This window comes from Alkalibacterium sp. 20, from assembly GCF_001885615.1.
Classification (GTDB): Bacteria; Bacillota; Bacilli; order Lactobacillales; family Carnobacteriaceae_A; genus Alkalibacterium.
Window position 1 is genome coordinate 1 of sequence record NZ_LSRN01000040.1, and the last position, 22,968, is coordinate 22,968.

The following is a 22,968-nucleotide window of genomic DNA, read 5'->3' on the forward strand; positions in this document are numbered from 1 at the left end:
GTTTAAAAATCTCCATTAAACTATTAGGGTCATTTGTAGTATAATGAAAACTATAAAATGAACATGGAAAGTTGTGACTTTAATTTATGAAAATCGGAGCAAGAACTTTTAAAACAAGTATTGCTGTATTTCTAGCTTTATCAATCCCCTCTTTAGTAGGTATGGATGAAGCTGCTTCTCTAGCAGGCATATCGGTGGTAGCCTCTATGCAGCCATCTGTAAAAAAATCTTATGCCACATTAAGAGATCGCCTTGTGGCAAACTCAATTGGTGGACTTGTTGCCGTCATTATGGCTACTGGTTTTGGCACTTCGTTTCTTATTATCAGTTTTGCGACTGCGATCCTTATTTCACTGTTACATCAAATCAAGTTAAATAATGTGATTGGTTTGTCAACTATGACGTTAATCATCATTATGTTGTCAACGGATGGGGATATCTTATCTAATGCTGTGATAAGAGTATTAGCTACATTTATAGGTGTGGTGGTTGCCTTTCTGGTTAATCAATTGATCTTACCTCCTAATTATGAAGAAAAACTTTTCCACACAACTAATCAGGTAACCGATGATTTAACAAGATTTATACGAGTTAACTTAAGGAAAAACAGTCAGTATTCGCTTATGCGAACTGATTTAGAATCCATTGAACAATCTATAAAAGAGATGAAACGTCTGCATAGTTTTCTCCTGGATGGAGAATGGCATCCCTTCGGTCAAAAAAAGGAACAGTCTTTCAAGAGGTTGTTAGTCATTTATCGTCAATTTATTCGCACGACTGAATCGGCTTATTTCCTGGTTCGAACATTACATGAATCTGAACACGTCTATAATCATTTCCCGGATAAACTTCGGATACTATTGCGCGAAAGGCTTGAGACGCTTATGTCTGCTCACGAACAGATCATCTTAAAATGGAACGGGCGTGTATTACCTGAAGAAGTAAACTTTATCGCCTACAAGTCTGATTTGAGAAAAACATTTATGCTCTCATTCTTTACTGAAGCAAGTTTAGAATCCTATCTAGAAAATGATTATGGTCAAAGCAATACCGTGATTCATCTCATGTCTGCTGTTTTAGAATATGAGGAACAATTACAACACCTTAACAAGTTAGTCAGTAGTTTCAAAACAAATCACCCGGATAACTATTCTAAAGTACGTTCATTACACTAAAAAAAAACAAGATGCTCATTCAATGAGTACCTTGTTTTTTTTAGTTTTTATAACTCTTTTTTGAAAAAGGTATCTAGAATAGTAACAACCTGACGTGTTCCCTTTTCATTCAAGTCATCATTATCATTGAAATATGCTGCAAGAGAATTTTCTGAAGCTTCGTCTGTGAATGCAGAATGTAAAGGTAAGACAGTAAGGGCCTTCTCTTCAGCGATATTTTGCATTCTACCTAAATAACTTTGATAGTCAAGAGAACGAGAATTGAATTGATTTATTTCGTTTGGAACGGGATATGGCTCAAGTAATAAAAGTTCGGTTTTTTCTTGTGTCAAGAGACTATCCAGGACATAACTCATAAACTCTTCTGTTTCAGCCAGTCCAATATCTCGTTTTTTATCTGGTAGCGCAGGCATACCATAAATGATTACATCCGGACTATCATTTATTAATGCTTGTGTAGTTTGCTGTAAGTATAATTCATAAGAATCGTGTTCTGGATAGGTATGATTCAAAACATTAAAATCGCCACTTATATAATCAGCAATCATCGTATTCAACTCATCTACCCAGGCCTCTTCCGGATCGATATCACCGTAATAAGCCAATGATACTTCGCCGTTTTTCAAAGACAAAAAATCTAAAAACTCATATAAAGAAAGCGACTCACTATTTTCTTCATAGTAGTCCAGCGTTTTATGGGAGGAGGCTGCATCCTTTCCAGTTTCCAACGTTTCTTCATTTATACCCTCATGAGCTGCAGCAAAACCCACTTGATTTCCATCCATTTCTTCTCGTTGCTTGGCGGAATATCGTTGTCCAAAAACAATCGTTAATATTGTTGCAATAAGTAGTAAAGGAATTATTATAAAACTTTTTTTCACATCTTTTGATCCTTTCTATATAAATTATCTTTACTTTAAAAAAACAGTAGATAAGGAAAACAGTAGAAGACATCACTGTCTCACTACTGTTTTTCATCACAATCAGTTCTTGCCTGTTAATTGTTTATAACGATCATACCAAAGGTCAACGTAACCATCCGAAAAAGGTCCTTTTTCTTCGTTGATCCAATCAACTAATATTTTGATGTGTTCTTTTAGTATTAAATCTATCTCGTCTGGATACTCCCACTTTTTACCGTGTTCCTCATACTCGTCAACATCTAACAAGCGTTTTTCTCCATCGGGAAAGACTTTAACATCTAAATCATAGTCAATGTATTTCGCACCTTCTTCATCGATTAGAAAAGGCGAAGCCATATTACAATAATACGACGTCCCTTTTTGACGGATCATCGTGACAATATTGAACCAATAATGTTTATGAAAATAAACTAATGCCGGCTCACGTGTTTTCCATCTTCTACCATCCGACTCTATGACTAGTGTATGATCATTACAACCGATCAGCGCATTTTCAGTTGTTTTCAACACCATTGTGTCACGCCACGTCCGGTGCAGACTTCCATCATGTTTATAACTCTTGATTGTGATGAAATCCCCCTCTTTAGGAAATGTCATCTAATTACCAACTTTCTAGTCTATTTTAACAATGTATCGCTACTTCCTTCAATCTCACTGGTTATTATATCATAAACTAAGGCTGATATAATAACGAATCGAAATATTTAATTGCCTGTCTCTAAAATAGAGTTAACGTTTTGATCAGATTATTTACTTTCTGTGTTGGCATTGGGAACATTTCCTCTCCGAATCGATCGGGATGAATCCATTTTAGTTCTGCAGAATGAGACTGGTCTGCAATTAAGTCCGCTTCAAAAACAATCATTTTCCATTTCAAATGCGAGAATACATGAGTGATGATACCTTTAGGCTGATCATTTAAAGAAATAGTCATATCATAGTTTTCTTTTATCATTTCTTCAATTTCCTGGCTGGAACGATCCTGACTGAATTCCTCTTGATTAAAGGTCTTCCATTCGCTATCTTTTAAATCATCTTGATTTAGCATGATAGGAGTTAGCATACCCATCAAGACCCCTTTTGAGGATCGTTCTCTAAAAAGGTACTCATTCTTTTTATTTTTGATGACGATAGTAAAGAATGTCTGCTCTTTTACTTTGATTTTTTTCTTTTTAACCGGATATTTTTCCCAGGTCTCGTTTAAATATGAGGCATTGAAATCTCTGACAGGGCTTTTTTCCGGCGAATAATTTTTAGGAGTACAAATGGTTGCCCCTAAATCCATCAAGGCTTGATTGAAATCCCCGGGTCTATCCGGATCGATCAATTGTCTGATCATTTCTTCAAAGACCTTCCGCGTTGAAGCCTTACTGATATCTAAATCGATTTCAAATAACCGGCTTAAAACACGCATGACGTTTCCATCCACTGCAGGGTACGCTTGATTAAACGCTATACTGGTCACTGCTCCTGCTGTATAGGGTCCGATACCTTTTAAAGTTAACACTTCTTTGTGAGACGTCGGAAACTCCCCATTGTGATGTTCCATGATTTGATTTGCGGCCACTTTCATGTTTCTTACTCTGGAGTAATAGCCCAATCCTTCCCACAGTTTGAGCAGGGTCGCTTCTGGGGCATAAGCTAATGCCTCTATAGTAGGTAACGTGTCAATAAATCTTTCGTAATAAGGAATCACTGTATCTACTTGTGTCTGCTGCAGCATTATCTCAGACACCCAAATATAATAAGGGTCACTTGTTTGTCGCCAGGGTAAATCCCGTTTGTTTTCATCATACCATTGTAACAGGGTTACGCGAAAATCATGAATCTTATCGTCTGACCACATTGTTATCTTGTTCTCTTCTAGCATATCCGTCTTACTCACTGATTTTCCTCTTTTTCTGATAAAAATTGGTCGATTAAACTGAAGGGATAACCTTTTGAATAGAGAAAGGTTTTTGTCTTTTGTTTTGCTTGATATTTATCACCTTTTCGCGAATAACGTTGAAAGGCTTTGTCCCCCTGTTTAACCAGTGCGTCATACTCATCTTCTGCAGGTTGTTCTAAAGTCATGTCTTCCAGTACTTGTGAAATAATCTCTCGGTCGAATCCTTTGACCATCAATTGCTCTCTTATTTTTCGTTCGATTTCCCGATTCGATTTATCGTGTTGTCTATTCAACGTTTTTTCAGTTAATTTTTTTGCATTCTCAAGCTGATCTTCATCCGAATACTCAATCAAGCCATAGGCTATTTCATCCGGAGTCAGTCCTTTTGCATAAAGTGATCGCTCAATTTTTTTGGGTCCTTCGGTTTTAAGCTGAAAATTCGTTCGTACAAAACTCTTAGCATATGCCTTCTCATCGATTAATCCGTGTTCTTTTAATTGTTCTATAACTCCGTCGATTTGTTCATAATCTTTCTTGGCTAAATACTCTCTGATTTCTTTTTCGGTACGCATTTTAAAATTTAGATGATGCAGTGCCGCTTGATAAGCTTTGCCCATCTCACCTTTTACTTTTAATTCTTCAATGGTCTCTTTATCAAGTTCTTTACCTTTTACAATTCGATATTTTATTAATAGCGAGTCATCCACTGCAAAAGCGTACTCATCGTTAACATAGACATTGAACCTATTTTTCGCTTTCTGAGTCTGCACTTTAGTGATAACAAATTCGGCCTCTGTAGATGAGTCAGAATTTTCATTGTCAGTCATCTGTTTTACATCTTCCAGTGTAATATTCTTCTTATCTATTGTTTTTTTTTCTTGTTTGTTAGAGCCTAATTCTACCAGGTTGGGTAGTGATGATTCTTTTCGTTTAGTCATTTTTTTTGCACCTCTTATCCTTCAGTTTCTAGTATAACATTTATAAGTGTCAGAGAGAAAACCCTCAGTTTTAACTGAGGGATGACTCGCGATTAAGACACCTGATTTTGGTATAATATAGTTAGTAATTAATGACGATATCCAACTCAGATGCTGCTAAAACAACGAACTTTTTACATGGGACATACCTTGGTCAAACAGATTCAACCGCTGTTTTTAAGCTGAAATGCATACTGGTAAGTTAAAGGTGTTCCCAGAAGCTCGCTACGTCAGTGCCGATGTAGTTCACACGTGTATTTTTCAATAAAGCTGGACGTGAAAAAGGTGCCCGAAATAATTATTCAGGCACCAAAATTTTCATCTAATTATTTTCTTCTACATGTTCCTAATCTGGTTGTTACTTATTATCGTCAAGTGATTTTTTACCCTGTTCTTCGAGTTCCTCAGAATATTTCGCTTCAGCCTCTGGCGCTTCTGTATTTTCCTGGGGCTCTCTCTGGCTTTTTTCATCAGTATTCAAAGGACTGACGGCTTTAGGTTTAACGACCCCTTTAGCAACAGTATTGCCGTATCCGTGATCAGATCCTTCCGTTTCAACTGTGTCCTCTTCTCCTGTCAAGTCTGGTTTCTCTTCTGATTCTTTTCCTTGTGTCTCTTCATTACTACCCACGTCTTTATTCTCGCTATCTGCATCCGAACGAGTCTGATTAACTTGACTTGGGTCTACGGATTCATTTAAATTCTTATTCTCAGATGTATCTACATCACTTGGCTTTTTATCTGTTAAAGCTTCTGATTCTTCTGAATTCACTTCATCTATAGGATTATTTTGTTTATCTGTCATACTCTGTTCTCTCTCCTCGTCTACAATGATATCTTCATTTACCTCGGATAAATCACCTTGCTTGGGTGCATCGGTATCAGCCAGAAGTACAATTTCTCCATCTTTCAACGCATCCATGTAATGATCGGCTCGCTCACTCGGTACACCATACTTTTCTAATGTCGAATCATTATCTTCACTATCATAAGATCCAAATGAGAAGGCTTCTTTTACTTTCTCCCAGATACTTTCATCTTCTAATTCCACCTTATTAACTTTCACATTTTTTAATGACTCGATTTTCATATCATGCTGATTGGTTTTATCCATTAAAAGCATCAGCTCATTAGCCAAATAGCCCTCTTCATTAAGTAATTTTTCAACTTGTAAAACAGCTTCCCTCTCGTTTTTAAATGTTCCTAATATATGGCGATCCATATCTTCATCCTTCCTGTTAATACTGTCATATTTTGTTCACTTGTCTATTTCTAATGGTATCATTTGATAATCCGCATGTAAAAAGAAACGATTCGCATATGATAATCAGTAACAGAAATGAATAAAAAGCAGATTATTCATTCTTTATTAAGACTTTTTGCATTATACTGAGATTAGATATTTACTATTATACTTTTTGTGAATCGGGAAATGTGTTACATAGAGTGTGAAATTATGACGTAACTAACTTGTTTTTTGTGGCTATATGTTTATTTATTTTTTTATTATGGTATATTTAACATACGAAGTGTTATCTATAAAAGATGTTCAGGAAGGGTTATGCACTATGAAGAATCAAGAGGAGAAAGAAAAACTAATGGAAGAACGTTTAAATAAGTTAAAAGAATTGACAGATGAGTCCATGGATTACCGTTATGTCATGCAGAATCAATTGGCCGAGGCCATCAGTTCAGGGAACGAAGAAAAGTTGGAAGCAACACTCGAACTGATTAACATTGACCGAGTATTTAGTTATCTGGAAAATGATAGTAATTGTGAATTAATCGACGCATTCAAAAACCATTTGATGACCGTGAACACATATGCACGGATAGCTGCTAAAAACGGTGGCGCATTGCCACTTTATCTTCATTTGATCTTTGAACGTTTTTCCATGATCATTAAAGATACGCAGTCTTTAAATCATTTAATTGAACACGTTTACTTTGAACTTTTCAGAGAATATTGTCATGTTGTAGCTGATTTCTCTACGTCTGATTACTCATCAGTGATGAAAGAAATCGTTACCTATATCACGGAAAATCTCACCAATGAATTGACCCTAACGAATATTGCTTCGATTTACGGTATGCATCCTGTGCATTTGGCACGTAAGTTTAAACAAGAAACAGGTAACACTTTTATTGGATACGTCAACCAACAGCGTGTTTACCTTGCGAAATACTACTTCCACTTAGGGGATTACCAGATGAGTGAAGTAGCAAATCTCGCTGGTTTCAATAGTCATTCGTATTTCACAAAGGTTTTCAAAAAAATAACAGGCAACACACCGACTAAATACCTTAAAGAAATACCGGTAAGTTAAAAAGTTTGATTCTAAATTCTCTTCCGATAACTTCTTCTATGCAAATAATTTTTCCTTTTAAAAAAGAAGCTGATTTTATCAGCTTCTTTTTTGTTTATTTCCAGTTAACTCTTTCTGCTGCTCCATGCTCTGATGATAAATGAACAGGTATTTTGTTTTTTTCCTTAAAGGTCAGTGTTATATTAGCTTTTACCGTTTCTTTTATTGTGTAATCCATCTCATCATCCATGGGTGCAATTAAATCGTTACCATTTAGCAAGCTTACCTCTGCAATTAAAGATTTGTTTAGACCAGTTAGTTTGACCGTATAGCCAAGTTGATCATCATTGACTATGACTTCAGCTTTTGAGCCTAAATAGGTCGCGAATCGGTGTTCAGCGACCCCGTCATGAAAGACAGCAATGATTCCCGTGAAATGATTGATTTTCAAATCGATGTCTGCCACCGATAAAAATAATGAACTCTTGTCATTTTCCTTGAATTGATTGGACTGAGCCCATACATACTGGCTGGGAAAAGTAGAGCCACGGTCTTTTTCAATATAGCCTGTTCCCTCATCCATTTTCACAGTCTCTCCGTCGATAACGACAGTCCCTGTAACATCATGACGCATGCTGACCACATCGTGTGAGCAGGCCATCTTAATATATTCAAAAGGACCCATAATGCTTGGTGAATACCTGTCCTGTTTCAACCTCAAAAAATTTCCGAATTCTAAATCAATCAGTATATCAGTGTCATCATCCACTAAATGGGCCTTCACTCCTGTTTCGCTTAAGACAAATAACGGCATAAGTATGGAGTAAGGCGCTGCAACAACATCAAATGCTTCAATCGGAAAGGTTATTTTTCCGCTTGAACTTTTCCCTTTATAAAACAGGTTGTACTGGACAAATGATTCTTCTTCATCAAACAATGCTATGCCGGGTATAAGCGCCAAGCTAAAGTTTTGTTTAGCATCTGAAGTTTTCACATACCAACCTTCAAAATAAGGTGCTTTAGCATTCAATCCCTGAAAATCAAAGCGATTCGCCATTGGTTTGCTCCTTCTTTATGATATCTTCAAAAAAATGAGGTGCTGGGTAACCGATATCTAGAACCGTAACAGTTCCTGTATATGACTTTGCACCTTTATGCCCAAAGCCTTTTTTCATGAAGCCGATGGTATACGTTTCTTCTGCTTCTACAGCGATTCCTAACACTTGGCCAGTATTGGCAGAGAGCCCAGAAGGTACGTCAAGTGCAATGATTTTTCCTTTAGATGCATTGATACTGGTTATAGCTAGTCTGTACGAGCCTTCCACGTTTCTATCTAAGCCAATACCAAATAATGCATCGATGACCACGTCGCCTTCAAATTCCGTGGCTACTGTATCGAAGGTTTTAATATCTAAATTCAGATTCTTGACGATTTTTAATTGCTGCTTAAATTCTTTTGAAGCGCGTTGTGTATCACCCACAACATAGAGAGTAACGGTCTTACCAGTCTGAACAAGAAGGCGCCCGATCGCTAAACCATCGGCGCCGTTATTTCCCGTGCCGCAAACGATCCCATACGATTTCAGTTCATCCGTTTCATCCGCTAGAATCTTCTCGACAACTGCTAAAGCTGCTCTTTCCATCAATACCATCGAAGGAATACCAATGGTATCGATGGTGAAGGTATCGATCGCTTTAATGGTCTGACTAGACAATCCATCGATCATATCACTCACCCCAAATTTGTATTTTAGTTGATTTCAGTATAACAAAAAGGAACCTGTAAACGAACAGATTCCTTTTTACCGTCTTAACTATTTAAAATGTCTTCCAATAATTGTGGATTAAATGTTTTTTCTTTCAACATCGCAATTTCATGCTTGTATGGTGGCTTCTTATTCTTCTTGTCTTCCCCTACAAAGGGTGTTTCTAGTATTTTAGGCAAGTGAGCCAGTTTCTCGTGATGAACAACATGGTTCAGTGCATCAAAACCAATTTCACCGAACCCAATATTGGCATGTCTGTCTTTTCCTGCTCCTTGTATGTTTTTCGAATCATTGACATGGACGACTTTCAGCATATCCAGCCCTATGATTCGGTCGAATTCAGCTAAAACACCGTCAAAATCATTTTTAACATCATAACCTGCATCATGTATGTGGCAGGTATCCAAGGTCACAGATATTTTATCTTTCAATTTTACTTTATCAATGATCTGCGCTAATTCTTCAAAAGAACGTCCTATTTCTGTCCCTTTCCCCGCCATGGTCTCCAATGCAATTTGCAGGGTTTGATCTTCATGTAAAATCTCATTTAGACCTTGAGCAATCTGTTCAATGGCTAACTCAGCGCCTGCACCCACATGTGCCCCCGGATGCATGGTCATTTGCGTTGCCCCTAAAGCTTCAGCACGTTTGATTTCTTCTTTCATAAATTGAACGGCGAAACCATAGTTCTCTTTCTTTATCGTGTTCCCTAAGTTTATGATATAAGGGGCGTGCACGACGATGTCCGCTACCTTTATACCGTTCTCTTTCATATACGCTTGTCCTGCTTCAATATTCATTTCTTCAATGTCTTTTCGACGGGTGTTTTGAGGCGCTCCCGTATAAATCATAAATGTTGAAGAACCATGATCAACAGCTTCTTCGGCTGCTCCGAGCAACATTTTCTTCCCTTTCATCGATACATGTGAACCTAATAAAACCATTATTTTTCCTCCGTATGCTTACTTTCTTTTAATGCTAATCCCAGCTCGTCTAATTGACCATTAGAAACCGGAGATGGCGCATCTGTCAATGGATCTATAGCTCTTCCATTTTTCGGAAAGGCAATAACTTCTCTTATGTTATTCTCATTGGCAAGAATCATGACTATGCGGTCTAAACCAAATGCAATCCCGCCATGAGGTGGAAAACCGTATTCTAGTGCATCAAGCAGGAAGCCAAATTGATTAATTGCCTCTTCTTTCGTAAAACCTAATGCAGCAAACATGTCTTCTTGTAACCCTCTCTTATGAATACGCATAGATCCGCCGCCAATTTCATAACCATTTAAAACAATATCATAAGCATCTGCCATGACGTTCTCAGGCTCAGTTGCTAACTTATCAATGTCTTCTTCTACTGGTCTGGTGAATGGGTGGTGTGCAGCATTGTAACGTCCTTCTTCTTCATCATATTCTAGCAACGGCCATTCTACGATCCAGGCAAAAGATATTTGAGATTCATCTATAAGGCTCAATTCTTTCCCTAAGTGACTTCTTAAAGCACCCAGTGCATCGTAAACAGTTTTTGCTTTATCAGCTACAAATAAGAGTAAGTCGCCGCTTTCGGCATCCATCGCCTCTACAAGAGCGGTTTGATCTGTTTCATCATTAAAGAATCTAGCGATTGGACCCGTTAGGCCTTCATCCGTCACTTTCATCCAGGCTAAACCTTTCGCTCCATATATTTTAGCAATACTTTCCAAGGCATCAATGTTCTTACGAGAAAAACGCTGTGCTGCGCCCTTAACAGTCAAACCTTTGACCATGCCACCACTTTCTACAGCTGATGAAAAAACCTTGAAGGCAGAGTCTTTCGCTACATCATTTAAATCAACAAGCTCCATCCCAAATCTAAGGTCTGGTTTATCGCTGCCGAATCGTTCCATCGCTTCTTTAAATGTCAGACGTGGAAAAGGTGCTTTCAGAGTGACGCCTTTAACTTCTTCTATCAAGCGGACAAGTAATTTTTCAATCGTTTTCTGGATCTCTTCTTTGTCTATAAAACTCGTTTCAATATCTACTTGCGTAAATTCCGGCTGACGGTCACCTCTTAAATCTTCATCTCTAAAACAACGAACGATTTGATAATAGCGGTCATACCCGGAACTCATGAGCAATTGTTTAAACAATTGTGGGGATTGCGGTAGAGCAAAGAATTTCCCTTGCGTTACTCGTGATGGAACAAGATAATCTCTTGCGCCTTCTGGTGTCGATTTAGTTAAATAAGGCGTTTCGATATCTAAAAAGCCTTCATCATCCAGGAAATCTCTAAACACTTTTTTCACCTGATGACGCAGTTTCATGTTTTCCTGCATTTTGGGTCTTCTTAAATCCAAATAACGATATTTCAGACGTAAATCATCGGAGACTGGCGCCGTATCGGATATTTCAAACGCAGGTGTTTTCGCTTCGTTTAAGATTTCTACTTTATCAGCCATAATCTCTATTTCACCTGTAGCTATTTCTTTATTTACCTGACCTGCTTGTCTAAGAACGACCTTTCCTTCGACAGCAATCACATATTCAGAACGAATTTTTTCTGCTATTTCTAACGCTTCTGGATTTTTATCGCTATTGAAGACAACTTGGATAATGCCTTCACGGTCTCTAAGATCAATGAATATCATCCCACCCAAATCGCGTCTTTTTTGCACCCAACCTGTAACGGTAACTGTTTCTTCTTCATATGCTTTGGTAATCTTTCCACAATATTCTGTACGTTTCATTTTATTCACCCTTTTTCATTAGTCTTGATTCTACTTCTTTAAATGTTGCTTCAAAGTTACTGTATAACTCTCCCAGATCGATGTCCATTTGTTGACCACTTTTAAGGGCTTTGATCGAGACTCTATTTTCTTTCAATTCGTCTTCACCCATCGTAAAGACAAATTCAGCATCCCACTTGTCAGCCGTTTTGAACTGTTTGCCGGGTTTTCTGTTCATGAACTCCCGTTCCACAGACAAGTTGTTCTGACGCAGGTACTGCGTCAATTTAGTGGCTGCTTTATTGACTTTATCTCCAATAGTCACCACATAAGCATCGATCGTGCTTACTTTTGGATAGTTGTAGTTCATGAAATCTAAAAGAATGAGCAGGCGTTCGATCCCAAAACCGAAACCGAATGCCGGCGTTTCTGGTCCGCCCACTTCTTCGACCAAGCTATCATACCGTCCTCCAGCACAAATAGTTGCATTGGCTCCAAATTTCGGATGCGTCGTCATAACCTCAAATATCGTATCATTGTAGTAGTCTAAACCTCTGACCATGTTTTTATCTATTTCATATGAAATAGATAAATCGTCGAGCATTTCTTTAACCGCTTCAAAATGCTGTTTAGATTTTTCGTTCAAGAAATCCAGCACGGAAGGAGCGTCTGCAACCAAGACTTTATCTTTCTTGTCTTTACTATCCAACACGCGAAGAGGGTTCTTATACAAACGTTCTTTTGAATCATTACTTAACTCATCAAAATGTGGTTCAAGATAAGCGATCAGTGCTTCACGATATTTCTGTCTGGATTCAGAATCGCCCAGTGAATTGATGACGAGCTTCAAATCTTCGATACCAAATGACTTGAATAAATCCATAGCCAATGCCATCGTTTCGACATCTACCGCAGGGTTCTTGCTCCCGAAAACTTCAACACCCACCTGATTAAATTGGCGCTGTCTTCCGCTTTGCGGACGCTCATATCTAAACATTGATCCTATATAAAAGAGTTTCATCGGTTTGTGATACTCGGGCGCATACAATTTGTTTTCAACATAAGCTCGGACCACACCCGCTGTCCCTTCAGGTCTTAAGGCGATATGGCGATCCCCTTTGTCCTTGAAATCGTACATTTCCTTGGAAACTATATCGCTTGTTTCCCCAACGCCACGAGCAAACAAATCAAACTTTTCAAATAACGGTGTTCTTATTTCTCTGAATTGATAATTACTTAAAATAGCTCTGGCCTGTTGTTCAACAACTTGCCATTTTTCAGATTCATCGGGCAAAATATCTACGGTGCCTTTTAATTTTTGGTAATTCATCTTTTAAACCTCCAAATTTAATAAATCAAAGTATTTTTTTCCATAAAAAAAGACCCTTCTCTATGTCTAACATAGAAAAAGGACGTACTTATAACGTGGTGCCACCTTATTTTAGAAAGTTTTCACTTTCACTCTTAGAGTTAACGCTCACACGTGACAAGTTTCCTTATCATTCCTTTTAGATTGTCATTCATTAATGTCATCATAAACCTTTTTCAGCCCGGAAGGTTTTCTCTTTAATAAAATACCCATTAATTACTTTATCTAATATCAGGATCACTATTCTATTTGCTTCTTATAATTTTACAAGAGTAGCTACCAGATGTCAATACACATCTTTTTCAGGTCTATTATCGAGGTTTCCGACTATCTACATAGTAAATACCTTGAAAACAAATCGAAATGTTGTAAAAATATATCTTTACTATTGCAAAAAAACCGTCTCTATCGGTATAATGATAACAAACACACATCAAGGGGAGATAATAATGAACAAAACTTATTTACATAAAAAAAATAGTCGCTCATTTTTCATACTCATGATCACTTTTTTGTTCACTCTCCTCTTGACCTCGATGATAGTTTTGGCTAATGAAAACAAAGTAACCGTGCTGGCATCGACATTAAACGTTAGATACGGACCGGGTCTTTCACATGAGATCCTCACGCAAGTCCAGGAAGAAGATCAACTTAATATACTGGGAGAAGAAAATGAGTGGTACAAAGTTCGTCTAGATTCAAATCAAATCGGTTGGATCGCAAGCTGGTTAGTGGAAAATGAAGAAGTCTCACTGGAAAATCAACTTTTTGGACGCGTCACATCCCCTGAAGTAAATGTCAGACAATTTTCTACAACAAACTCCGATGTTTTAGGTACGGTTAAACGAGGCGAAGAGTTCCCTATCTTATATAGAGAAAACGAATGGGTACAAATCCTCTTCAATCAACGTGTTGCCTGGTTACATTCTGACTTGATCGATGTAATAGATCAACCTACTGAAACTGCAACTCTTACTGATCCAACAGAATCAACGGATCCGTTGAAAATAAGGGTCGGGAGCACACCCGCAAACATTCGACTGCAACCTGCAACTGATGCTGAGATCCTGACTACGTTGAGAACAGCCGAAGAATTCGAAGTACTCAGTGAAGAAAATGAATGGTATCAAATAGAGCTTTCTGATGGAACAAAAGGTTTTGTAGCCAGTTGGATTGCCGAAACCATTACAACAGAAACAGTTAGTGCAGAAGAAATAGCGTTAAGCACTGAACCTTCACATTATGCGACCACATTGGCGGAGGCAACCATCGTCATCGATCCGGGTCACGGAGGTTATGATCCAGGTGCTGTTGCCGTGAGCGGCTTCACTGAAAAAGAGATCACACTGAGCACCGCACTTTTACTTGCTAATCAACTGAAAAAGGCCGGCGCTAATGTTATCTTAACGCGTGATACCGATGAGCATATCTCTTTAAACGACCGAGTCTATTATGCACACAGAGCTAATGCCGATGCTTTCGTGAGTCTGCATTATGATGCAATAGAAGTAGCAAACTCCATGTCAGGTACTACGACCTACTATTACTCAGAAAACGAAAAAGCATTGGCCGATACAGTTAATCATTATCTTGCTAAAGATGTAGATCTTAACAATAATGGCGTAAGACAGGGTAACTACTTTGTGTTAAATCAGAATGCTCAGCCTTCCATACTGTTAGAATTAGGTTATCTCAACAATGATCACGATATTACAGTCGTTAATACTTATGCTTATCAGGCATCCGTTGCTGACGCTGTTTTTCAAGCCTTAGACGACTATTATTCACCGCATTGACTTTATACTAATCAAAAAAGGGTCATCACGAATTTTTTCGTGATGACCCTTTTTCTTATTTGTTTTTCGAATCAATGAGTATGGTCACTGGACCATCATTAATAAAATCGATTTCCATATGCTTACCAAATTCTCCGGTTGCTACACGAATACCTTGCTCAGATAATAATTCATTGAACTGATTGTATACCTTATCTGCATGATCCGGCTTTGCTGCTGCCACGAAACTTGGACGGTTACCCTTTTTAGTGTCAGCATGCAGAGTGAATTGTGAAATAGACAGGATATCCCCATTGACGTCTTTAACTGATAAATTCATTTTATCTTCTTCATCTTCAAATATACGCAGATCACTTATTTTGCGCACAAGATAATTGATATCTTCTTCTCCATCGTCGTCTTCCACGCCAATGAAAACAACCAATCCGTGGTTTATTTCTCCCACGATTTCATTTTCGACTCTTACATTCGCTTCTTTCGCACGTTGTATGACTGCTCTCACGAAAATCCTCCTAAAACCTATAAATCTTACGTTGTTATGCGTTTCACTGAATAGACGTCTGAGACAGTTTTAACTTTATCAACGATTTGTTCTAATTCTTTGAGATTTTGAATAGAAATAGCGACTTTTATTGTAGCCGTTCCATTTTTATCCACACGTCCATTTACATTACTCAGTTTATTGGTCTGAGAATTGATCACTTGTAGAATTTCGTTTAGAAAGCCACTCCGGTCATATCCTTCTATTTGTAATTCAGCATTATAGTCTTTGTTTGTATTAGCATCAGTCGATTCCCATTCCACGTCGATCAAACGGTCTTCGTTATCATCTGAGGTGCGGAGATTCGGACAGTCTTTTCTGTGAATCGAGACACCTCGTCCGCGAGTAACATAGCCGATGATTTCATCACCTGGTACAGGGTTACAGCATTTACTTACACGAATAAGCAGATTATCTGCGCCTTGAATAACGACGCCACCTTCGTGCTTTATCCTCATTTTTTCAGGTTCTTTTTTAGTTTTCAATTCAATTGTATGGGTAGACTCATCAAATTTGTATGTTTCTTTTTCTCGTTCGTTGCGTTCTTTCCCGGTTATTCGATTAGCGACAGTCGCACTCTTAACTTCCCCATATCCGATCCCAGCATACAAATCTTCAATATTTTGAAAATTAAATCGGTCAGCTGCTTTTTTCATTTTATCTTTTTTCAAAATATCTTTTGGATTGAAATCCATTTCAATTAATAATTTTTCAAGAATATCTTTTCCACGTTCAATACTTTTTTCTTTTTCCTGTGTTTTAAAGAAACGCTTGATTTTATTTTTTGCTTTCGAGGTGTTTACATAATTCAGCCAATCTCTGCTCGGGCCGAATGAATTAGCAGAAGTTAACATTTCAACGATGTCACCTGTTTTGAGTTTATAATTAAGTGGCACGATTTTACCGTTCACTTTCGCTCCCATTGATTTGTTGCCTACTTCAGTATGCACATGGTAAGCAAAATCCAACGTACTGGATCCGCTAGGCAATTCCATAACGTCTCCCTGGGGGCTGAACACGTAGACTTTGTCTTTGAAAATATCTTGTTTGATCGAATCCATAAAGTCACTCGCATCGCTGGATTCACTTTGCAGTTCCAGAATATCTCGGAACCAGGAAATGTGTTCACTTAATTCATCGTTATCAATTTTTTTACTGATGCCTTCTTTATAAGCCCAGTGAGCCGCCACACCATATTCCGCGATTTCATGCATTTCCATGGTTCTGATCTGCACTTCAAGCGGCGTTGCGTTCGGTCCCAGTACTGTCGTATGCAGCGACTGATACATGTTTGCTTTAGGCATAGCGATATAATCTTTAAAACGTCCTGGCATAGGTTTCCATCTCGTATGAATGGCACCTAACACGGCATAACAGTCTTTGATGGAATCAACAATAATTCGAATAGCCAGCAGATCATAAATTTCACTGAATTGTTTTTTCTGACTTTTCATCTTTTTATATATCGAATAAATGTGTTTCGGTCTTCCTGTTATTTGCGCCTCAATTTCCAGTTCCAGAACTGACTCTTCTATAGCTGTTTTGGCATCTTCAATGTAATTCTCTCGGTCTTCTCTTCTAGAATTCATAAGATGCACGATACGGTAGTATTGCTGCGGATTCAGGTATCTTAATGACGTATCTTCTAATTCCCACTTCATGCGGTTGATACCCAAACGATCCGCTAATGGCGCATAGATGTCTAATGTTTCTTTGGCAATCTCCCGTTGTTTCTCAGGACGATGGTGTTTGAGCGTGCGCATGTTATGCACTCTATCTGCAAGTTTGACAAGGATGACGCGCACATCTTGAGCCATAGCTAAAAGCATTTTACGATGATTTTCTGCCTGGTGCTCTTTTTTTGATCTGAATTTAAGTTTACCTAATTTGGTAACGCCATCAACTAAATCTGCAACTTCCGGAGTAAATATTTCAGCTATTTGAGCATACGTATAGTCAGTATCTTCTATAACATCATGTAAAAAACCCGTCGCGACAGTCACAGGATCCATTTTCAACTCTGCTAGAATTCCAGCGACCTGCACAGGGTGCATGATATATTCTTCGCCAGATTTTCTCATCTGACCTTTATGGGCCTCGTCAGCCAGATCAAATGCTTTCTTTACAAATCCAACATGTTCGCTACTCATATAAGTCAGACAAAGCGCAATCACTTCTTGGGGTGTATAATCTTTATTTTGTGGCATGGGCATCACCTTCATTCTTAGAGGTTATCATAGTATCTAATAGACCTTTCATGATAAGAAAACCAGCACTGATTGGAGTGCTGGTAACTTCTTCTTATTAATTATAATGCTTTTTTATGATTACTTCAAGATATCCTGATGTGCACTCGATTAGTATGCTTCTGTCGCTTCGTTTCCTTCAACGATTGCTACACCATTAGATGTACCAATACGGGTTGCGCCAGCTTCGATCATTGCTATTGCATCTTCAATCGAACGGACGCCACCTGAAGCTTTAACGCCCATTTTTTTGCCAACAGTTTTGCGCATTAATTTTACATCTTCAAGTGTTGCTCCGCCTGTTGAAAATCCAGTAGATGTTTTCACAAAATCGGCACCGGCTCTTTTAGCAGATTCACATGCTCTTACTTTTTCATGTTCATTCAATAAGCAGGCTTCAATAATAACTTTAACGAGTGCTTTCCCATTAACAGCTTTGACAACTGCTCTGATGTCATCATAGACTAACGCATAGTCTTCGCTTTTTAATGCTCCGATATTGATGACCATATCGACTTCAGTTGCACCCTCTTTAACGGCTTGTTGAGCTTCAAAGGCTTTAACTTTTGACGTATTAGCCCCTAAAGGGAACCCGATGACTGTACATGTTTCTACACCAGAATCTTTCAACATATCAGCAGTGTATTTGACCCAACCCGGGTTGATACACACAGATTTAAAGTTATATTTTATCGCATCCAAACAAACTTTTTGTACATCCGAATCTGTTGATACTGGTTTTAACAATGTATGATCAATATATTTTTCTAAATTTTCCATTATAATCACTCTTCCTTTTTCATTTTTTAGCGATGATGGCGATCCAATCTTTCATTTGATTGATTTGTATAATCTCAAATCCTTGCTTTTTTAAAGCTTGAATAACCTCATCTTTTTTTTCTAATATAATTCCTGATGTGATAAAAAGTCCATTATCTTTTAAATGATCATACGCATCTGGAATAAACGGTAAGATTATTTCAGTTAAAATATTAGCGACAATGATATCCGCTTTGTCTTTGACATCCGTTAAAAGATTGTTTGCTTTGACAGTGATATCATTTTCTAGCTGATTCAGTTTGATATTATCCCAAGCTGAATTCACAGCTACTTCGTCCAAATCATAAGCTCTGATTTCTCCGGCACCATAAAAGGCACTCGCAATTGAGAGCACGCCTGAACCCGTACCCACATCAAATACTGTTGCTTTAGGATAAAGGGTCGTCTCTAATGCCTGAATACATAGCTGCGTTGTCGGATGGGTCCCCGTTCCAAAAGCCATGCCCGGATCCAGATAGATGATACGTTCGTCAGCAAAGCGTTTCGCATACGTTTCCCATTGAGGCACAATAGTTAAAAAGCGGGTCACATTCACTGGATAGTAATATTTCTTCCAGGATGTTGACCAGTCTTCTTCTTTGACATCATTTACCTGGATATCAAGATGCGTGATTTCTATCCCAAATTTCTCTAGTTTTTTTACTCGTTCAGCTAATTGTTCTTGAATAGCATCCAAGTCATCATGTTCGGTGAAGTAACCTTTAATAATCACACCATCTTCTGGGAAATCTTCTTCATTTAATTCCCATAGCGTATCTGTTCCGTATTCAGGCAGATGTAGAAAATCATTACGATCGCTGATAGAAACCCCTGATGAACCCAGTTCTGTAAAAATGGCTGTTACAGCTTCCGCAGCCTCATTGTTGATGGCTACACTAAACTCTTTCCACTCCGTCATTTGCTTCATCCTTTTTCAATTTTTCTAAAAATGATTTTTCATCTTCCAAGGCCATCGGGACTTTTTCTTCACTGTAACGTCCCGTCTCTTTTAGAGTTTGAATCATATTGTTTAAATTACTATCACTCCAGCTCAGAGAATACGAATCAGCAAAATCATCACTCAAGAACTCGGTTAACTCTACTTTACCTTTTTTTGTTGTGTAGTTTAACATTCTAAGAATGGCATCAATGTATCCTTTTTCAATACCGATATGACTATCCATTGAAAAAGCAGCAAGATAATTTTGTGGTTTGACATGTGCATAAGCCGGATCATAAAAGCATAAAATATCTTCAAATTGGACTAAGCCTGGTTCATTGTTTTTTCCAAGCATATCCTGTACCTGAACAGATTCCTCAGGTTTAACATGAAACGTAATATAAAGTTCAATTAAGTTCTTTTTGCTCTCTTTAACAATTTTCCATTTAAAGTTTGGGAGCATCTCTTTAAGCTTGTTGTCTATGTAACCAGATAAGTCATTCGCCATACAAACCCTCCTCATATTAGTCTAACATAGTGCTCCATCCATTATCTACCGATAGTTTCTCTTTTCCCTTGGTTAGATAGGGGTTTCCTTTAACGGTAAAACGCAGTAAAGAGTCAGTCCATTTCCCTTTGTTTGGGATACCAATTCTTTTAGATCTTTCAACAGCTAAGGGGATTTTTTTATGGCTGGTGTCGATATAGAGCGAAGGTTCTAAGACGGATGTGCCATAATCTTTCATCGTGATCCCCATAGCCTTTGTTAATTTCCCTGGTCCATTCGTAACGTCAACACCTTTTTTTTGACGTCGTTCTTCCATTATATTTTCCCCTTCGTACGGTTCAATAGCCCGTATGAGGACAGCTTGCGGATTTCCTCGTTCTTTTGTGACAACATTTAATAACTGATGCGTGTGCATTTTATATATATAGATGGTTCCCGCCTGTTCAAACATCGCTTTCATACGAGGCGTGTTTTTCCCATTGTAACTATGACAGGCCTCATCTAGCACCCCCACATAAGCTTCCGTTTCCACTATCCATCCTGAAGTAGTCACGCCATCTGCTTGTTTGACCAGCAGACAGCCCAATAAGCGCTCAGCCATTTCTTCTGTTGCTATATTAGTATTTGTTAGTACAGACATTTCTATGCTTTCACTCCATTACTTAGTCCTTTTCGTTTGACTCCAAATCGTTTGGTAAATAATCTATCTGAACTTCCAGTACGCGTCTGTTTCTAACAGCGGTAACAGTGACTTTCATATTATGATATTCAAAATGATCATCAACTTGTGGAAAATGACCTAATTCCTCAACAACAAAACCACTTACCGAATTGGACACATAGGTTTCGAATCCTGTGAGTCCAAACAATTCAAATATTTTATCCAAACTAGCTGTTCCTTTAATTTTGTACCGTTTACCTGCTACTGATTCGACTACTTCTTCATCGATGATATCAGATTCGTCCCATATTTCTCCGACAAGTTCTTCAAGAACATCTTCCATGGTGGCAATACCGATTGTACCCCCGTGCTCATCTGCAACAATAGCCATATGTGTTTTACTTTGCTGCATCAATCTAAGTAGTCGTGATAAATTCATGACCGGTGGGACAAAAATGACATCTTTTACCGCAGAAACTATGGATATCGCTTGTTCTGCGGTACGATTTTTGCGTAGATACCGGTTAAAATCTTTTTCATGGAGAACCCCTACAACATTATCGATCGATTCATCATAAACGATCAACCGCGAATAATTATGTTCTGTAAACAGCTCTTCTATTTCTTCGTCTGTTACGTCTATTTCACAACTTACGACATCCACTCGCGGCGTCAGGATAGAGGATACTTCTAAATCATCAAACTCAATTGCGGCTTTCACTAACTGACTTTCATAATCCTCAATGCTTCCGCCACTTTCAGCTTCTTCTACAATAGATAGTAATTCGTCTTCACTAATGATATCTTCGTCGCCAAAATTGAATACTTTTCCTAATAAAATCTTCCACTTTTTAAGCAGCCATAAAACAGGTCTAAATATAATCATTAAAAAGTGAATATATGGTGTTGAAGCCTTGGCAAAAAATTCGGAATTTTCCTTAGCCAATGTTTTAGGCGTTATTTCACCAAAAATCAAAACGATGATCGTCATTACGACCGTTGCAATTGTTGGTCCATACACCGGGAACCATCCCACAAATAATAACGTTGCAATAGCAGTCATGGCTATATTTACAATGTTATTCCCTATCAATATGGTAGATAAAACAGCATCAAAATTTTCTGCTAACTTCATCGTCTTACCCGCACGTATATCTCCTTTTTCAGCCTCATTTTTCAATCTGATTCGATTAGCTGATGTAAATGCTGTTTCAGAAGAAGAAAAATAACCAGATAAAAACACTAAAATTATTAGAATGATTATACTGTTTATATTATCACTATCCATTAAATTGTAATCCCTACTTTCTTAGTTTTTCCCTTTTATTATAGCACAGATCGTCTCGGAATTTGACTATTAAGAGCAATAGAATCATAGAACAGAAAAAAGGCAATAGCCCTGCTTAAAAAATCCAGATAGAAATCTGACTCAGCAAGAACTATTGTCTCTCAATTATTATTTTTTTGTCTTCTTATATCATTCGTCATCCAAGTATAAAACAGCCATGAAGCTTTCTTGGACTTGCGCAATTTTTCAAGCAATATACTTGAGCGTGTTGCCTTAAAATATGTTTGTAAGTTACAGACGATGGCAAAGTGTAGAAAAATAAATAAAGTCGCCTATAATATTGAATAAATACAACACTAACTCTTACAAAACCAGTTCATTTAATAAATCTTTCAACTTCATTGTTTTGATTCTTTTACCATATGTTAAGTACAAATCTTCCATTGATGAATAAAACCAATTAATTTGATAGTCTTCAATTTTTCCATTATCGTCTTCATATATAACCACAACTTCCCTCTCTGGACCATGCTCTCTTATATGTTTGAGTACAAATTCTATAAACCAATCATTTTTCATAAAATTTCTTCCTTTACATAGTATAGTAAGTATTGTGCTGCTAAAATTTCGTGAAATTTATTCGATCTTGTATTCTCCTTTGATTATTGAAAATCAAAGTATGTATTAAAACCGTTCTCAAATTATAATATACCCATATCTCTACATCCTTCTACTCTCTAAATAATAACACCAGCTCTGCAACTAATTCCCTTTAGAAATGGTATTGATTTCCTATCACATATACTATTGTCCTTTTATTTAAAAACTCATTAAATTAAATTAAAAATTTTCAAGAACGACTTGGCCCTGCCCGAATCGGAACAACAAGATATACCTATTCTCCTTTCACTTAAAATGCGAGGGGAAAAACGGTAGACGTTTCCAAGAGTATCTTCGATAAATAACAAAAATTGCCTACCATCTAACATTGAAGTTGGATGGCAGGCAATTTAATTTGTTTAAAAATGATACTATTGGTTTAATATTGTTTATTTTTC

21 protein-coding genes are annotated in these 22,968 nt (G+C 37.6%); 3 read left to right on the top strand and 18 right to left on the bottom strand.

Annotated features, from left to right (window positions below):
- Nucleotides 1–86: 86 nt before the first annotated feature.
- Nucleotides 87–1,175, top strand: coding sequence for an aromatic acid exporter family protein (locus AX762_RS07540; RefSeq protein ID WP_071848537.1), 1,089 nt, complete (start codon nt 87–89; stop codon nt 1,173–1,175).
- Nucleotides 1,176–1,222: 47 nt separating this feature from the next.
- Here AX762_RS07540 and AX762_RS07545 read toward each other — a convergent pair whose 3' ends face one another.
- The 5 genes from AX762_RS07545 to AX762_RS07565 all read right to left on the bottom strand — a co-directional run bounded on the left by AX762_RS07545 (nt 1,223) and on the right by AX762_RS07565 (nt 6,185).
- Nucleotides 1,223–2,056 (bottom strand): hypothetical protein, encoded by an 834-nt coding sequence (locus AX762_RS07545; protein ID WP_071848538.1) that lies wholly within the window; start codon nt 2,054–2,056, stop codon nt 1,223–1,225.
- 102 nt (nt 2,057–2,158) lie between these two features.
- The gene (locus AX762_RS07550) at nt 2,159–2,695 is read right to left on the bottom strand and encodes a DUF402 domain-containing protein (protein ID WP_071848539.1); all 537 of its coding nucleotides are present in this window, start codon (nt 2,693–2,695) and stop codon (nt 2,159–2,161) included.
- A gap of 121 nt (nt 2,696–2,816) precedes the next feature.
- Nucleotides 2,817–3,968, bottom strand: coding sequence for an A/G-specific adenine glycosylase (gene mutY / locus AX762_RS07555; RefSeq protein WP_071848556.1), 1,152 nt, complete (start codon nt 3,966–3,968; stop codon nt 2,817–2,819).
- An 11-nt stretch (nt 3,969–3,979) separates the two neighbouring features.
- The gene (recX, locus tag AX762_RS07560; protein WP_083432873.1) at nt 3,980–4,924 is read right to left on the bottom strand and encodes a recombination regulator RecX; all 945 of its coding nucleotides are present in this window, start codon (nt 4,922–4,924) and stop codon (nt 3,980–3,982) included.
- A 397-nt stretch (nt 4,925–5,321) separates the two neighbouring features.
- Entirely contained in the window at nt 5,322–6,185 is an 864-nt protein-coding gene (locus AX762_RS07565; RefSeq protein ID WP_071848540.1) for a general stress protein, read from the bottom strand.
- Between the two features lie 346 nt (nt 6,186–6,531).
- Here AX762_RS07565 and AX762_RS07570 point away from each other — a divergent pair, with 346 nt between their 5' ends.
- Entirely contained in the window at nt 6,532–7,290 is a 759-nt protein-coding gene (locus AX762_RS07570; protein WP_071848541.1) for a helix-turn-helix transcriptional regulator, read from the top strand.
- 94 nt (nt 7,291–7,384) lie between these two features.
- Here AX762_RS07570 and AX762_RS07575 read toward each other — a convergent pair whose 3' ends face one another.
- The 5 genes from AX762_RS07575 to hisS all read right to left on the bottom strand — a co-directional run bounded on the left by AX762_RS07575 (nt 7,385) and on the right by hisS (nt 13,072).
- Complete coding sequence (locus AX762_RS07575; RefSeq protein ID WP_071848542.1) at nt 7,385–8,326, bottom strand: tocopherol cyclase family protein; 942 nt, start codon at nt 8,324–8,326, stop codon at nt 7,385–7,387.
- On the bottom strand, nt 8,310–8,996 hold the full coding sequence (locus AX762_RS07580; protein WP_071848543.1) for an NAD(P)H-hydrate epimerase: 687 nt from the start codon (nt 8,994–8,996) through the stop codon (nt 8,310–8,312). The genes AX762_RS07575 and AX762_RS07580 overlap by 17 nt, the downstream gene beginning before the upstream one ends.
- Before the next feature lie 83 nt (nt 8,997–9,079).
- Nucleotides 9,080–9,979, bottom strand: a complete 900-nt coding sequence (locus AX762_RS07585; RefSeq protein WP_071848544.1) for a deoxyribonuclease IV — start codon at nt 9,977–9,979, stop codon at nt 9,080–9,082.
- The gene (gene aspS / locus AX762_RS07590; RefSeq protein ID WP_071848545.1) at nt 9,979–11,763 is read right to left on the bottom strand and encodes an aspartate--tRNA ligase; all 1,785 of its coding nucleotides are present in this window, start codon (nt 11,761–11,763) and stop codon (nt 9,979–9,981) included. The genes AX762_RS07585 and aspS overlap by 1 nt, the downstream gene beginning before the upstream one ends.
- A 1-nt stretch (nt 11,764) precedes the next feature.
- Nucleotides 11,765–13,072 carry a histidine--tRNA ligase gene (gene hisS, locus AX762_RS07595; RefSeq protein ID WP_071848546.1) on the bottom strand — a complete coding sequence of 436 codons (1,308 nt, stop codon included), beginning with the start codon at nt 13,070–13,072 and terminating at the stop codon, nt 11,765–11,767.
- A gap of 488 nt (nt 13,073–13,560) precedes the next feature.
- On the opposite strand from hisS, the gene AX762_RS07600 reads away from it, so the two are divergent.
- The gene (locus tag AX762_RS07600; RefSeq protein ID WP_071848547.1) at nt 13,561–14,907 is read left to right on the top strand and encodes an N-acetylmuramoyl-L-alanine amidase; all 1,347 of its coding nucleotides are present in this window, start codon (nt 13,561–13,563) and stop codon (nt 14,905–14,907) included.
- A 55-nt stretch (nt 14,908–14,962) separates the two neighbouring features.
- Here the strand turns inward: AX762_RS07600 and dtd are convergent, their stop codons facing one another.
- The 8 genes from dtd to AX762_RS07640 all read right to left on the bottom strand — a co-directional run bounded on the left by dtd (nt 14,963) and on the right by AX762_RS07640 (nt 22,489).
- Nucleotides 14,963–15,409: a D-aminoacyl-tRNA deacylase gene (dtd, locus tag AX762_RS07605; RefSeq protein ID WP_071848548.1), complete on the bottom strand. Its 447-nt coding sequence runs from the start codon at nt 15,407–15,409 to the stop codon at nt 14,963–14,965.
- 26 nt (nt 15,410–15,435) lie between these two features.
- Entirely contained in the window at nt 15,436–17,655 is a 2,220-nt protein-coding gene (locus AX762_RS07610; RefSeq protein WP_071848549.1) for a bifunctional (p)ppGpp synthetase/guanosine-3',5'-bis(diphosphate) 3'-pyrophosphohydrolase, read from the bottom strand.
- A 150-nt stretch (nt 17,656–17,805) separates the two neighbouring features.
- Nucleotides 17,806–18,474, bottom strand: a complete 669-nt coding sequence (gene deoC / locus AX762_RS07615) for a deoxyribose-phosphate aldolase (protein WP_071848550.1) — start codon at nt 18,472–18,474, stop codon at nt 17,806–17,808.
- A gap of 19 nt (nt 18,475–18,493) precedes the next feature.
- Complete coding sequence (gene prmA, locus AX762_RS07620; RefSeq protein WP_071848551.1) at nt 18,494–19,432, bottom strand: 50S ribosomal protein L11 methyltransferase; 939 nt, start codon at nt 19,430–19,432, stop codon at nt 18,494–18,496.
- Nucleotides 19,410–19,961 (bottom strand): DUF3013 family protein, encoded by a 552-nt coding sequence (locus AX762_RS07625; protein ID WP_071848552.1) that lies wholly within the window; start codon nt 19,959–19,961, stop codon nt 19,410–19,412. Before AX762_RS07625 ends, prmA begins: the two co-directional genes overlap by 23 nt.
- 16 nt (nt 19,962–19,977) lie before the next feature.
- Nucleotides 19,978–20,601: a DNA-3-methyladenine glycosylase gene (locus AX762_RS07630; protein WP_071848553.1), complete on the bottom strand. Its 624-nt coding sequence runs from the start codon at nt 20,599–20,601 to the stop codon at nt 19,978–19,980.
- A 22-nt stretch (nt 20,602–20,623) separates the two neighbouring features.
- Nucleotides 20,624–21,910 (bottom strand): HlyC/CorC family transporter, encoded by a 1,287-nt coding sequence (locus AX762_RS07635; RefSeq protein WP_071848554.1) that lies wholly within the window; start codon nt 21,908–21,910, stop codon nt 20,624–20,626.
- A gap of 363 nt (nt 21,911–22,273) precedes the next feature.
- A complete protein-coding gene (locus AX762_RS07640) occupies nt 22,274–22,489 on the bottom strand; it encodes a hypothetical protein (RefSeq protein ID WP_071848555.1) in 216 nt (71 codons plus the stop codon).
- Nucleotides 22,490–22,968: the final 479 nt, after the last annotated feature.

Coding starts and splice junctions, on each gene's coding strand:
- AX762_RS07600 (WP_071848547.1), top strand. CDS start 13,561: ATGAACAAAACTTATTTACATAAAAAAAATAGTCGCTCATTTTTCATA.
- hisS (WP_071848546.1), bottom strand. CDS start 13,072: ATGAATTACCAAAAATTAAAAGGCACCGTAGATATTTTGCCCGATGAA.
- AX762_RS07630 (WP_071848553.1), bottom strand. CDS start 20,601: ATGTCTGTACTAACAAATACTAATATAGCAACAGAAGAAATGGCTGAG.
- AX762_RS07570 (WP_071848541.1), top strand. CDS start 6,532: ATGAAGAATCAAGAGGAGAAAGAAAAACTAATGGAAGAACGTTTAAAT.
- AX762_RS07565 (WP_071848540.1), bottom strand. CDS start 6,185: ATGGATCGCCATATATTAGGAACATTTAAAAACGAGAGGGAAGCTGTT.
- AX762_RS07575 (WP_071848542.1), bottom strand. CDS start 8,326: ATGGCGAATCGCTTTGATTTTCAGGGATTGAATGCTAAAGCACCTTAT.
- AX762_RS07635 (WP_071848554.1), bottom strand. CDS start 21,910: ATGGATAGTGATAATATAAACAGTATAATCATTCTAATAATTTTAGTG.
- AX762_RS07640 (WP_071848555.1), bottom strand. CDS start 22,489: ATGAAAAATGATTGGTTTATAGAATTTGTACTCAAACATATAAGAGAG.
- AX762_RS07580 (WP_071848543.1), bottom strand. CDS start 8,996: ATGATCGATGGATTGTCTAGTCAGACCATTAAAGCGATCGATACCTTC.
- mutY (WP_071848556.1), bottom strand. CDS start 3,968: ATGCTAGAAGAGAACAAGATAACAATGTGGTCAGACGATAAGATTCAT.
- deoC (WP_071848550.1), bottom strand. CDS start 18,474: ATGGAAAATTTAGAAAAATATATTGATCATACATTGTTAAAACCAGTA.
- AX762_RS07550 (WP_071848539.1), bottom strand. CDS start 2,695: ATGACATTTCCTAAAGAGGGGGATTTCATCACAATCAAGAGTTATAAA.
- AX762_RS07625 (WP_071848552.1), bottom strand. CDS start 19,961: ATGGCGAATGACTTATCTGGTTACATAGACAACAAGCTTAAAGAGATG.
- prmA (WP_071848551.1), bottom strand. CDS start 19,432: ATGACGGAGTGGAAAGAGTTTAGTGTAGCCATCAACAATGAGGCTGCG.
- AX762_RS07540 (WP_071848537.1), top strand. CDS start 87: ATGAAAATCGGAGCAAGAACTTTTAAAACAAGTATTGCTGTATTTCTA.
- aspS (WP_071848545.1), bottom strand. CDS start 11,763: ATGAAACGTACAGAATATTGTGGAAAGATTACCAAAGCATATGAAGAA.
- recX (WP_083432873.1), bottom strand. CDS start 4,924: ATGACTAAACGAAAAGAATCATCACTACCCAACCTGGTAGAATTAGGC.
- AX762_RS07585 (WP_071848544.1), bottom strand. CDS start 9,979: ATGGTTTTATTAGGTTCACATGTATCGATGAAAGGGAAGAAAATGTTG.
- AX762_RS07610 (WP_071848549.1), bottom strand. CDS start 17,655: ATGCCACAAAATAAAGATTATACACCCCAAGAAGTGATTGCGCTTTGT.